We start from the raw sequence: 12103 nt of genomic DNA, 5'->3' as shown, positions 1-12103 counted from the left end.
TTATGGGAAAAATAAACGTTTCAGACGCTTGGCAAGTGTTAATTGATAAGTATGATATTTTAACAGAAATATCTAATAATGGTTTTTTTAAGATTTCTGCTTCGCAGATAAAGGAAGTAAAAGAACCTAGATTGATGGCAAAGTGGGATAGTTCAGAACAGTTGCCAAGTAGTCTAAAAAAGAATGAGATTAGTATTCTACCTGATAGCAGAAGTTCGTATATTTTAAGTGATTTCTTGTTGTATCAAAAACTGCCTAAAGTAGTAGAACATGTAAAAAATATGGCAACAGTTGAATTACCTGACTTACAAACCATTGATGTAGATAATATTACTTCTAAAGCAAATGCCATAAATGTATTACAGATTTCAGGAATACTAGAAGATTTTCTTGAACTGGATTCAGATGATGTTTTATATGGAACTTTTAATGGTAGAATGTCATCAGGGGAATTTGATTTTAAAGTTGATACAGTAGGACAGATTCAACTAGGAGTAAATGTAGATAGAGCGCAAATAGAAATTGATGGTGGTTTTGAATCGAACCATTGGGTTGTGATCCTAGAGGCAAAAAATGTACTGCATGAGGATTTTCATATTCGTCAACTTTATTATCCGTATAGAACTTGGGAAAGTAAAGTTGATAAACCTATACGTTTGATATTTTCAATTTATACAAATAAAATTTTTCGTTTAATGGAGTATCGTTTTAAAGATAAAGGGAATTATTCTTCAATAGAATTAGTTGGAACTAAAAACTATTCTTTAGAAGATACTTCTATTACGTTAGATGAAATAAAAGATGTCTATGATAGCATTGAGGATATTGAAGTTATTAGTGATAATATGAATGGTGAAAGTAGTGTTCCATTTATACAGGCTGATAACTTTGAAAGAATAGTTTCTTTGTTAGAAAATATGTATGACAATCCAATGACAAGTGAAGAAATTATTGAATTGATGAAGTTTACAATTCGCCAAAAAGAATATTATTTTAATGCTGGTAAATATTTAGGTCTATTTCAAAGAATAAAAGAAGATAAAGTTACAAAATACGGCTTGACTAATGTTGGTGTGGCTGTTTATAAAAAGAGTTATAAAGAAAGACAGTTAGAATTAGTCAAGTTAATTTTATCTCATAGAATTTTTAGAGAATTATTTAGAGAAATTATAGAAACAGGTATGATCCCAGATAAAGGTAGAGTAGTTGAACTTGAATTGGAATATAATGTATGTAGTATAGATGTAGCTTCAAGGAGAGCGACTTCTGTTATAAGTTGGCTAAACTGGATTTTTAATTTAGTAAATATATAAAAATAAGGAGCGTTGATTATGTTTGGAAATGATCAAGAAGTTATTATTCAATCTAGTGGTTATAATGGAAGTGAACCGACTAGGATATGTCCAAATTGTGGAATTGAGAAACCGTTAAGTAATTTTGGTTATAGAAATATGGGTGGTGGTACTATTAGAGTGCAGTCGTGGTGTAAAAAGTGTAGATAGTGTATGATAAATACTCAGGAATAATTTTCACTCAATGAATATAGAATAAAGGGCTCTTTGTCAACTGTAGTGGGTTGAAGAAAAGCTAAGCTCGAGAAAGGACAAATTTCGTCCTTTAAATAGGAAAAGCCTTAAAATAAGATTTTTCCTATTTATCGATTCCTGCAGGGGGCAGTAATTAGATATGAAAAACCGCTCTCCTGAGCGGTTTTCGTCTATTCTTGCCTTTTTACAATACCCACGTTCGGATGGCATGGGCTACGCCGGATTCATCATTTGTTTTGGTGATGTATTTGGCGATTTTTTTGAGTTCTGCATTTCCATTTTCCATAACAACGGGATTTCCAACGACTTCCAGCATGGCACGGTCATTTTCTTCGTCCCCGATCGCCATGGTTTCATCTGTGGTCAATCCGAGTTTTTCAGCTAGATGGGTAATAGCTGAACCCTTGTCTACATTCTTTTTAAGGAGTTCGAGGTAGAAAGGAGCAGATTTGTTGATGGAGTAGCGTTCGTAAAATTCTGCTGGTATCTTTTCAATCGCAGCGTCGAGAATTTCCGGTTCATCGATAAACATACACTTGACGATTTCCTTGCCAGCCATTTCTTCAGGGGTGCGGTAGAAGATGGGCATGCTGACGAGGGTTGATTCGTGCACCGTGTATTTTCCGATATTGCGATTGGCCGTGTAGATACCGTCCTTGGTAATGGCGTGCATGTGGACACCAAGTTTGCGACTGAGAAATTCCATATCCAGATAGTCCACATAGGTCAAGGATTCGCTGATAATCTCATGGGCAGTAGCAGTTTCTTGAACAAGGGCACCGTTGAAGGTTACAACATAGTCACCCTCATCTCTCAATTGCAAATCGTCCAGAAGTTTGGCAACGCCTGCGATAGGACGACCCGTTGCAATCACGACCTTGACGCCAGCTTGTTTGGCATCTTGGATGGCAGAAAAGACTTCCGGAGTGATTTCTTTTTTACTGTTAACCAGGGTACCATCTATATCGACGGCGATTAGTTTAATACTCATAAATTTCCTCTATTCGTTCTTATTTGGGGTAAAATGATCGTTCTCAATCAAGTGTAAAAATTGCTGGGTGATGCTTGCGAAGATGCTGTTTTGGTCCAACATTTCTTTTGGGAAATAGAAACGATTATCTCCATGGCGACTGCCAGCAAGGGATTGGACGATAGGGGACAGGCTAGAGAGTTCTGCCAATTCACCATTTTTTTGTAAAATTTCAATCTGTGTCCGTGGATTTTCAGATTCGGGACGATAGATATCATAAGGGAGGTCAAAGTTCTTATGAATGGCTGTATAGTAGTCGGGATCAAAACCGATTTCTTCAACCAGTTGTCTCATGGTTGCGAGTTGGTCTTGGTCTTCTTGTGAAAAGGTGATGGATTTAAAGACCTTGCGGTTGACAAAGCGTTGCGACAAGTCTGCGAGAATCTTGTCAGGACTGGTCATCCAGAGTTGGAAGTAGGTATTCATCACGCCATCATCAAGACCTAGATAATCAGACAAGGTCACATTTTTTTCAAAGAAAGGGAGGAGATGTGGAGAAGTGCGTGCAAAGAAATCCTTGTCTTCAGGATAGAGTTCCTTGGCGCGTTTGAGGAGATTCTGTAGGAGAACTTCCATGGCGCGTGTTGCTGGGTGGAAATAAACCTGCATATACATCTGGTAACGACTGAGGACATAATCTTCGATGGCATGCATGCCATTGCGCTGAAAGGCGATGCCATTTTCGACAGGACGAATGACTCGGAGGATGCGAGTCAGGTCAAATTCCCCATAAGATGCTCCTGTAAAATAAGAGTCGCGCAAGAGATAGTCCATGCGGTCTGCATCAATCTGACTGGAAATGAGCTGTACGACCTGCTTGTTAGGGTAGGTATGGTCAATGACACTGGCTACCTTTTTGGGGAAATCAGGCGCTACTTGTAGCAGGACTTGGTGAATCTCTGTCTCAGGACTTTGGATGATTTCCTGGGTAATGGCTTCATGATCTGTATCAAAGAGATGTTCAAAAGTATGAGAGTAGGCACCATGCCCGAGGTCATGAAGGAGCGCAGCGGTCATGGTCAAGAGAGACTCAGCAGGATCCCATTCTTCAGGATATTTTTCTTCAAAAATCTCTGTGATGCGTCGTGCAATCTCATAGACTCCTAGACAGTGGGAAAAGCGACTGTGCTCGCCACCATGGAAGGTATAGCTGGAAGTCCCTAGCTGTTTGATACGACGCAGACGTTGAAATTCTTTTGTATTGATCAAGTCATAGATGACTTGATTATTGACATGGATGTAGTTGTGAACTGGGTCACGGAATACTTTTTCGTTCATATGACCATTATAGCAAAATCCTGCTCTTTTTGGTAAAATAGTAGGACAAGAGAGAAGAAAGAGGACCTGATGTGAAGATTCGGATGCGAAATAGGATTCAGTTTGATGAACAGTTGGAAGTGATTGACCAGCTTTATGACGTGGAAGTGTGTGAAAAAGGGGATTATAGCTATCTGCTTTTTTATAATGAGGAAAAAGAAAAAGTGGTTCTCAAGTTTCATGGTCAAGAACTGGTGATGACCCGTTTTTCCAATCCGAAGACTATTATGAGATTTCTAAAGGATAGTGATAGTTTAGCCTATATTCCGACTCCAATGGGGATGCAGGAATTTATCATTCAAACGAATCGTTATCAACTGGATGGGCAAAAGATTGAACTCGCCTATCAACTGCAAAACCAAGAGGGACACCCCTTTGCCAGCTATCAATTAGAAATTACTTGGGGATAAGAAAAAGGTTGGCGAATGCCAACCTTATTTGATATAGAGTTCTTGATTTTTTAGGACAATTTCACGAACACTTGCGAATTTCTTGAGTTTTTTCAGTTCTTCAGGATGGGTTACGAGAGTGATAACATAGCCCTCTTTGCCCATGCGACCTGTACGGCCAGCACGGTGGGTATAGGTTTCCATATCTCTAGGGACGTCGAAGTTTACGACACATTCTAGACTATCGATATCAATTCCACGTGCCAAAAGGTCAGTTGCAAGGAGCAGGGTTAGCTGTTTGTTCTTAAATTTTTCTAATATGACTTTTCGAAATTTAACATTGACATCACTAGCGAGGGAGACAGCCAAGACATCACGATACTGTAATTTTTCTTCTGCACTTCCAAGATCTGATAGGCTATTAAAGAAAACTAGTCCGCGGAAATCCTCAACATGAGCCAGCTTTCGTAGCATGTCTACTCGGTGACGTTGGTCTACCTGCATGTAGAAGTGTTGGATGTTGTCCAGTTTTTGATCTGAGAGATCAATGGTGCGCGTGTTTGGTGCAATCTTTTTTTGGTCAAACTTGGTCGTCGCACTCATGTAGATGAGTTGGTGGTCACGAGGTGCGTAGTGGGTGATTTTCTCGACAAAGTGAATTTGAGAATCATCGAGCAATTGATCAAATTCATCCAGGATGATGGTTTCCACATTCATCATCTTGATTTTTTTCAATTTAATCAACTCAAAGATACGGCCAGGTGTTCCAATCAGAATTTCTGGTCCCTTTTTCAGACGCTCAATTTGGCGTTTTTGGCTCGAACCTGATAGAAATAGCTGAGCAGTTAAGCCAGTGGCCTCACCCCAAGTTTTAGTGACTTCAAAAATCTGTCCAGCTAGTTCTGTATTTGGTGCTAGGATCAAGAGTTGTTGGGCTTTTTTCTTTTGCAGTTTGAGAAGACTAGGTAGGAGATAGGCTAAAGTCTTCCCTGTACCAGTGGGACTGACTCCAAGAATATTTTCCCCTTCTGTTATAGGTTCAAAAAGTTGAGTCTGAATGGGAGTGAAGTCTTGGAAACCGAGTTGGTCGCTCAGTTCTTGCCATTCAGTAGGTAGTTTGGTTTTCATTTTTCTGCCTCAAATCTAATGCCAGCAGTCTGGCGCATAGTATATAGTAGCTCATGAATAGAACCTGCATCATCCAGCCAGTTCTGATAAAGTTTCTGGTCTGGTTGCTGGATCATGTGTGCAAATGCAGCAACTTCCTCAGTCATCGTATGAGGAGCCTGTTGGATAGGGAGTTGAACTTGATTTCCTTGGTGGTTGGTAAAAATAGCTGAGCGGACATGCTCAATCGTGTTGAGGGTCAAGGTTCCATCTGCTGTGTAAATCTCACAAGGAAGATTGGAAGTGATGTTTTTCCCAGCTTTGATATGAACTTGAAAGTCAGGGTAGAAGAGGATACCGTCTCCATTTAGGTCAATGCTATTGTTAAGCTGTTTAGCCTGATAGGTCGCGTCCTGAGCCTTTCCAAAGAGGCGAATAGCAGCATAGAGAGGATAAATCCCCAAATCCATAAGGGCTCCACCAGCAAAACGATCTGAAAAGACATTTGGCGTCTGTCCAGCCAATAAGTCAGGCATCTTGGAAGAATACTTGGCATAGTTGAAATCTGCTCCCCAAATTTGCTTGTCTGCCAAAAAAACCTTAATAGTAGTAAAAGCTTCCTCGTGGTAATTACGAGCCGCTTCAAAGATAAAACAGTGATTTTTCTCAGCTGTCTGTCTCAAATTCAGCCATTCTTGTGGCTGAGTGACAGCTGGCTTTTCAAGAATGACGTGCTTACCAGCAGACAAGGCAGCCTTGGCTTGAACAAAATGCAAGGAGTTTGGACTGGCGATATAGACCACATCAAAGGAAGACTTAAAGAAGTCTTCTAATTGATCAAAGAGTTGGATATTTTCATAGCAAGAAGCAAAGGTTGCGGCAGTTTCTCGTTTTCTAGAATAGACTGCAACCAGCTGGTATTCTCCGCTAGCATGGGCTGCTTCTATGAAATGATGGCTAATAGCCCCTGTTCCGATGATACCTAATTTAAGCATAAATACTCCTTTTCCGACTTCAAATCCTTCCTTCATTATAACATAGAAAAGAAGGACTATCCAACAGATGGTAAAAATTTTCAAATGGGCTACGAATTTCTTGGATAAAGTGGTACAATATTTAGATAAGTAGATGAAATGAGAAGGGGGGAGAAAATGAGATTATTACCAATAAGGAGAATATCACGTCAGTCTAAGAGACTAGCGCTTTTTTTGACTTTTTGCGCAGGATATGTCGATGCCTATACCTTTATCGTGCGAGGGAACACCCTTGTGGCTGGACAAACAGGGAATGTCGTCTTTCTTTCTGTAGGACTCATTCAGCAGAATGTCTCGGATGCTAGTGCTAAAGTAATGACCTTGTTTTCCTTTATGATGGGTGTCTTTTTTCTGACATTGTATAAGGAAAAACTACGAATTGTTAAAAAGCCGATTTTGTCCTTGATTCCTCTTGCAGTCCTGTCCCTAATTATAGGCTTTGTACCGCAAACGGTTAATAATATCTATCTCGTACCGCCCTTGGCCTTTTGTATGGGATTGGTGACAACTGCTTTTGGAGAAGTGTCAGGTATTGCCTATAATAATGCTTTTATGACAGGGAATATCAAACGAACCATGTTGGCTTTTGGAGATTATTTCCGGACCAAGCATACGCCTTTCCTACGAGAGGGCTTGATTTTTGTTAGCTTGCTTAGCAGTTTTGTCTTTGGAGTTGTTTTTTCAGCTTATTTGACGATTTATTATCAGGAGAAGACAATTCTAGGTGTTCCTCTTATGATGAGTATCTTTTACTTCAGTATGCTTTTTGCTTCTTGGAGAAAAAAAGGGAAAGAAAAAGCTTAAATTTGATTGATTTCGCTTGTAAGAAAAAAGAAGATATGCTATACTTGAAGAGTTGACTATGCACAATCCTGTGCAACCGCACGAACATCGTTGCTCACATAGTGAGTATAAAGTGGTTCGTCCCACGATGCTAGGCGAGTCTTCACAAAAATACGGGGAAACCCTAAAAATCATAGGAGGTGCATAATGAGCACATACGCAATTATCAAAACTGGCGGAAAACAAGTTAAAGTTGAAGTTGGTCAAGCAGTTTACGTTGAAAAATTGAACGTTGAAGCTGGTCAAGAAGTTACTTTTAACGAAGTTGTTCTTGTTGGTGGTGAAAACACTGTTGTCGGGACTCCACTTGTTGCTGGAGCTACTGTAGTTGGAACTGTTGAAAAACAAGGAAAACAAAAGAAAGTTGTTACTTACAAGTACAAACCTAAAAAAGGTAGCCACCGTAAACAAGGTCACCGTCAACCATATACAAAAGTTGTCATCAACGCGATCAACGCTTAATTTTAAGGAGAACACATGATACAAGCAGTCTTTGAGAGAGCCGAAGATGGCGAGCTGAGGAGTGCGGAAATTACTGGACACGCCGAAAGTGGCGAATACGGCTTAGATGTCGTGTGTGCATCGGTTTCTACGCTTGCCATTAACTTTATCAATTCCATTGAGAAATTTGCAGGCTATGAACCAATCTTAGAATTAAACGAAGATGAAGGTGGCTATCTAAAGGTTGAAATACCAGCGGATCTTCCTTCACACCAGAGAGAAATGACCCAGTTATTCTTCGAATCATTTTTCTTAGGTATGGCAAACTTATCGGAGAACTCTTCTGAGTTCGTCCAAACCAGAGTTATCACAGAAAACTAACACGGAGGAAAACATTATGTTAAAAATGACTCTTAACAACTTGCAACTTTTCGCCCACAAAAAAGGTGGAGGTTCTACATCAAACGGACGTGATTCACAAGCGAAACGTCTTGGAGCTAAAGCAGCTGACGGACAAACTGTAACAGGTGGATCAATCCTTTACCGTCAACGTGGTACACACATCTACCCAGGTGTAAACGTTGGACGTGGTGGAGACGATACTTTGTTCGCTAAAGTTGAAGGCGTAGTACGCTTTGAACGTAAAGGTCGCGATAAGAAACAAGTTTCTGTTTACCCAATCGCAAAATAAAAAGGTTCAGTGAACCTTTTTATCCCGAGCCTTGAAATGAAAAGGCGAGGAAGCTAGAACTAGCATAAAATAAGGCTTTCCGAGTTTTCGGAGAGCCTGTTTTTTTGTTTTGATATCTATATTTAATTTAATAGAGAGTAGTTAGATTTAAACTTTTGATGGACACTTTTTTCTTTTTTGGAAAAATTCTGAAATATGGTATAATGAACAGATAGAGAAGTTGGGGGTAAAAGATGAACATTCAACAATTACGCTATGTTGTGGCCATTGCCAATAGTGGTACTTTCCGTGAAGCTGCTGAAAAGATGTATGTTAGTCAGCCGAGTCTGTCTATTTCTGTGCGCGATTTGGAAAAAGAGTTGGGTTTTAAGATTTTCCGTCGAACAAGTTCGGGAACATTTTTGACTCGTCGTGGAATGGAATTTTATGAGAAAGCGCAAGAATTGGTCAAAGGCTTTGATGTTTTTCAAAATCAGTATGCCAATCCTGAGGAAGAAAAGGATGAATTTTCCATTGCCAGTCAACACTATGACTTCTTGCCACCAACCATTACGGCCTTTTCAGAACGTTATCCTGATTATAAGAACTTTCGTATTTTTGAGTCTACTACAGTTCAAATCTTAGATGAAGTGGCCCAAGGACACAGTGAGATTGGGATTATCTACCTCAACAACCAAAATAAAAAGGGAATCATGCAACGGGTTGAAAAACTTGGTTTAGAAGTTATTGAACTAATTCCTTTCCAGACTCACATTTATCTTCGTGAAGGGCATCCTTTAGCACAGAAAGAGGAATTGGTCATGGAGGATCTAGCGGATCTGCCAACGGTTCGTTTCACTCAGGAAAAGGATGAGTATCTATACTATTCAGAGAACTTTGTCGACACCAGCGCGAGCTCGCAGATGTTTAATGTGACGGACCGTGCTACTTTGAATGGTATTTTGGAGCGGACGGATGCTTATGCAACTGGATCTGGGTTTTTAGATAGTGACAGTGTTAATGGCATCACAGTCATTCGTCTCAAGGATAATCTAGATAACCGCATGGTCTATGTCAAACGGGAAGAAGTGGAGCTTAGCCAAGCTGGGACTCTTTTCGTAGAAGTCATGCAAGAATATTTTGATCAAAAGAGGAAATCATGAAAAAAAGAGGAATAGTAGCAGTCATTGCACTGCTTTTGATTGGGCTGGATCAGTTGGTCAAAAATTATGTTGTCCAGCAGATTCCACTAGGTGAAGTGCGTTCGTGGATCCCCAATCTCGTTAGCTTGACCTACCTGCAAAATAGAGGAGCAGCCTTCTCTATGCTGCAAGATCAGCAGTGGTTATTTGCTGTCATTACACTGGTCGTCATGGTAGGTGCCATTTGGTATCTACATAAACACATGGAGGATTCTCTCTGGTTGGTTTTTGGACTGACCCTGATAATAGCGGGAGGTCTGGGCAACTTTATCGACAGAATGAGTCAAGGTTTTGTGGTGGATATGTTTCACCTAGACTTTATCAACTTTGCGATTTTCAATGTGGCTGACAGCTATTTGACAGTTGGTGTGATTGTTTTATTGATTGCAATGCTTAAAGAGGAAGTAAATGGAAATAAAAATTGAAACTGGTGGGCAACGTCTAGACAAGGCTCTGTCAGATCTGACAGAATTGTCACGCAGTCTCGCGAATGAACAAATCAAGGCTGGACAAGTTTTGGTTAATGGGCAAGCCAAGAAAGCCAAATACACTGTCCAAGAGGGGGATATCATCACCTATCATGTGCCAGAACCAGAGGTTTTAGAGTATGTGGCTGAAGATATTCCGCTAGATATCATCTACCAAGATGAGGATGTGGCCGTTGTTAACAAACCTCAGGGGATGGTGGTGCATCCGAGTGCTGGTCATACTAGCGGAACCTTGGTCAATGCCCTCATGTACCATATCAAGGACTTGTCAGGTATCAATGGTGTTCTCCGGCCGGGTATCGTTCACCGCATTGACAAGGACACGTCTGGCCTCCTTATGATTGCAAAAAATGATGAGGCCCACTTGGCACTTGCCCAAGAGTTAAAAGATAAGAAGTCTCTACGTAAATACTGGGCAATTGTTCACGGTAATCTGCCAAATGATCGTGGTGTCATTGAAGCCCCGATTGGTCGTAGTGAAAAAGACCGTAAGAAACAGGCTGTGACTGCTAAAGGGAAGCCAGCAGTGACTCGTTTTCACGTCTTGGAACGCTTTGGAGATTATAGTTTGCTAGAGTTGCAACTGGAAACAGGGCGTACTCACCAAATCCGTGTTCATATGGCTTATATTGGCCATCCAGTCGCTGGTGATGAAGTCTATGGTCCTCGTAAGACTTTGAAAGGACATGGACAGTTTCTCCATGCCAAGACTCTAGGTTTTACCCATCCGAGAACAGGTGAAACCTTGGAGTTCACAGCAGATATTCCAGAGATTTTTAAAGAAACGCTGGAAAGATTGCGTAAAACTGAGAATAGATAAAAGAGTTGAGATGCCTTGTCTCAACCTTTTTCATTTCAAGTCTTTTCTATTTTAAAGTATTCATGTTATAATGGATAAATATGAAGAATCGGAGTGAGAATATGAAGTACAAACGAATCGTCTTTAAGGTAGGGACCTCCTCCTTAACAAATGAAGACGGGAGTTTATCAAGAAGTAAAGTAAAGGCAATTACCCAGCAATTGGCTATGCTGCATGAGGCTGGACATGAGTTGATTTTAGTGTCATCTGGGGCAGTTGCCGCTGGATTTGGAGCTTTGGGTTTTAAAAAACGTCCGACCAAGATTGCAGATAAGCAGGCCTCGGCTGCAGTAGGCCAAGGATTGCTGCTAGAAGAGTACACAACCAACCTCCTCATGCGCCAGATCGTTTCTGCACAAATCTTGCTGACACAGGATGATTTTGTAGATAAACGTCGCTATAAGAATGCCCACCAGGCCTTGTCTGTATTGCTTCATCGTGGTGCAATCCCCATCATCAACGAGAATGACAGTGTCGTTATTGATGAGCTCAAGGTAGGTGATAATGACACTCTGAGTGCCCAGGTAGCAGCGATGGTTCAAGCGGATCTTTTGGTTCTCTTGACTGATGTGGACGGTCTCTATACTGGAAATCCCAACTCAGATCCAAGAGCTAAACGTCTTGAGAAAATCGAGACTATCAATCGTGAGATTATTGATATGGCTGGTGGAGCAGGTTCGTCAAACGGTACTGGGGGCATGCTGACAAAAATCAAAGCTGCAACTATTGCGACGGAGTCAGGTGTGCCAGTCTATATTTGCTCCTCCTTGAAATCAGATGCCTTGATTGAGGCAGCTGAAGAAACTAGGGATGGTTCCTTCTTTGTTGCGCAAGAGAAGGGACTTCGTACCCAGAAACAATGGCTGGCCTTCTATGCTCAAAGTCAGGGAACGATTTGGGTAGATGGTGGAGCTGCAGAGGCACTTTCAAAAAACGGGAAAAGTCTCCTTTTATCGGGTGTGGTAGAAGTGGAAGGAAACTTCTCTTACAACGATATTGTAACAGTAGCAGATAAAGAAACAGGTCAATCTCTTGGAAAGGGACGTGTCCAATTTGGCGTCTCAGCTCTAGAAGATATGCTCCGTTCTCAAAAAGCTAAGGGAGTCTTGATTCACCGTGATGACTGGATTTCCATCACTCCTGAAATCCAGCTGCTCTTTACAGAATTTTAGAGGT

General features: G+C 40.8%; 14 protein-coding genes, 1 pseudogene and 1 other annotated feature. Of the genes and pseudogenes, 10 read left to right on the top strand and 5 right to left on the bottom strand.

The window, feature by feature from the left end; translation table 11 throughout:
* The first annotated feature begins 2 nt into the window (after positions 1-2).
* Positions 3-1313: a type II restriction enzyme gene (locus DG474_RS06170; protein ID WP_049485324.1), complete on the top strand. Its 1311-nt coding sequence runs from the start codon at positions 3-5 to the stop codon at positions 1311-1313.
* A gap of 418 nt (positions 1314-1731) precedes the next feature.
* Here the strand turns inward: DG474_RS06170 and yidA are convergent, their stop codons facing one another.
* Complete coding sequence (gene yidA, locus DG474_RS06165; protein WP_255777688.1) at positions 1732-2538, bottom strand: sugar-phosphatase; 807 nt, start codon at positions 2536-2538, stop codon at positions 1732-1734.
* A gap of 9 nt (positions 2539-2547) precedes the next feature.
* Complete coding sequence (locus DG474_RS06160) at positions 2548-3855, bottom strand: HD domain-containing protein (RefSeq protein WP_255777687.1); 1308 nt, start codon at positions 3853-3855, stop codon at positions 2548-2550.
* Between the two features lie 71 nt (positions 3856-3926).
* On the opposite strand from DG474_RS06160, the gene DG474_RS06155 reads away from it, so the two are divergent.
* Positions 3927-4304, top strand: coding sequence for a YwiB family protein (locus tag DG474_RS06155; RefSeq protein ID WP_255777686.1), 378 nt, complete (start codon positions 3927-3929; stop codon positions 4302-4304).
* A 24-nt stretch (positions 4305-4328) separates the two neighbouring features.
* On the opposite strand, the gene DG474_RS06150 is transcribed toward DG474_RS06155, so the two are convergent.
* Together DG474_RS06150 and DG474_RS06145 are read right to left on the bottom strand one after the other, a co-directional pair.
* Positions 4329-5411, bottom strand: coding sequence for a DEAD/DEAH box helicase (locus DG474_RS06150; RefSeq protein ID WP_000850557.1), 1083 nt, complete (start codon positions 5409-5411; stop codon positions 4329-4331).
* Complete coding sequence (locus DG474_RS06145; protein WP_255777684.1) at positions 5408-6385, bottom strand: Gfo/Idh/MocA family protein; 978 nt, start codon at positions 6383-6385, stop codon at positions 5408-5410. The genes DG474_RS06150 and DG474_RS06145 overlap by 4 nt, the downstream gene beginning before the upstream one ends.
* Before the next feature lie 156 nt (positions 6386-6541).
* On the opposite strand from DG474_RS06145, the gene DG474_RS06140 reads away from it, so the two are divergent.
* The 4 genes from DG474_RS06140 to rpmA all read left to right on the top strand — a co-directional run bounded on the left by DG474_RS06140 (position 6542) and on the right by rpmA (position 8399).
* A complete protein-coding gene (locus DG474_RS06140; RefSeq protein WP_255777683.1) occupies positions 6542-7228 on the top strand; it encodes a YoaK family protein in 687 nt (228 codons plus the stop codon).
* Between the two features lie 64 nt (positions 7229-7292).
* Positions 7293-7380 (top strand) — a sequence feature (ribosomal protein L21 leader region).
* A 34-nt stretch (positions 7381-7414) separates the two neighbouring features.
* Positions 7415-7729, top strand: coding sequence for a 50S ribosomal protein L21 (gene rplU, locus DG474_RS06135; RefSeq protein ID WP_000109141.1), 315 nt, complete (start codon positions 7415-7417; stop codon positions 7727-7729).
* Positions 7730-7744: 15 nt separating this feature from the next.
* Entirely contained in the window at positions 7745-8089 is a 345-nt protein-coding gene (locus tag DG474_RS06130) for a ribosomal-processing cysteine protease Prp (RefSeq protein ID WP_000613697.1), read from the top strand.
* Between the two features lie 16 nt (positions 8090-8105).
* A complete protein-coding gene (gene rpmA, locus DG474_RS06125; RefSeq protein WP_000916509.1) occupies positions 8106-8399 on the top strand; it encodes a 50S ribosomal protein L27 in 294 nt (97 codons plus the stop codon).
* Between the two features lie 166 nt (positions 8400-8565).
* Here rpmA and DG474_RS06120 read toward each other — a convergent pair.
* Positions 8566-8640 (bottom strand): annotated as a pseudogene (locus tag DG474_RS06120) (AraC family transcriptional regulator); the annotation flags it as partial.
* Between DG474_RS06120 and DG474_RS06115 the strand changes: the two are divergent.
* The 4 genes from DG474_RS06115 (at position 8633) to proB (ending at position 12099) form a co-directional block, all read left to right on the top strand.
* Positions 8633-9541, top strand: coding sequence for a LysR family transcriptional regulator (locus DG474_RS06115; protein ID WP_001025717.1), 909 nt, complete (start codon positions 8633-8635; stop codon positions 9539-9541). The pseudogene DG474_RS06120 and the gene DG474_RS06115 overlap by 8 nt on opposite strands.
* Complete coding sequence (lspA, locus tag DG474_RS06110; RefSeq protein WP_049518994.1) at positions 9538-10005, top strand: signal peptidase II; 468 nt, start codon at positions 9538-9540, stop codon at positions 10003-10005. The genes DG474_RS06115 and lspA overlap by 4 nt, the downstream gene beginning before the upstream one ends.
* Complete coding sequence (locus DG474_RS06105; RefSeq protein WP_255777682.1) at positions 9989-10888, top strand: RluA family pseudouridine synthase; 900 nt, start codon at positions 9989-9991, stop codon at positions 10886-10888. Before lspA ends, DG474_RS06105 begins: the two co-directional genes overlap by 17 nt.
* A gap of 101 nt (positions 10889-10989) precedes the next feature.
* Positions 10990-12099: a glutamate 5-kinase gene (proB, locus tag DG474_RS06100; protein ID WP_255777681.1), complete on the top strand. Its 1110-nt coding sequence runs from the start codon at positions 10990-10992 to the stop codon at positions 12097-12099.
* The last annotated feature ends 4 nt before the right edge of the window (positions 12100-12103 follow it).

Origin of the sequence: Streptococcus oralis (genome assembly GCF_024399415.1) — a bacterium.
Classification (GTDB): Bacteria; Bacillota; Bacilli; order Lactobacillales; family Streptococcaceae; genus Streptococcus; species Streptococcus oralis_CS.
Note: the sequence above shows the minus strand (reverse complement) of the source record. Positions and strands in the feature narration are given on the sequence as shown.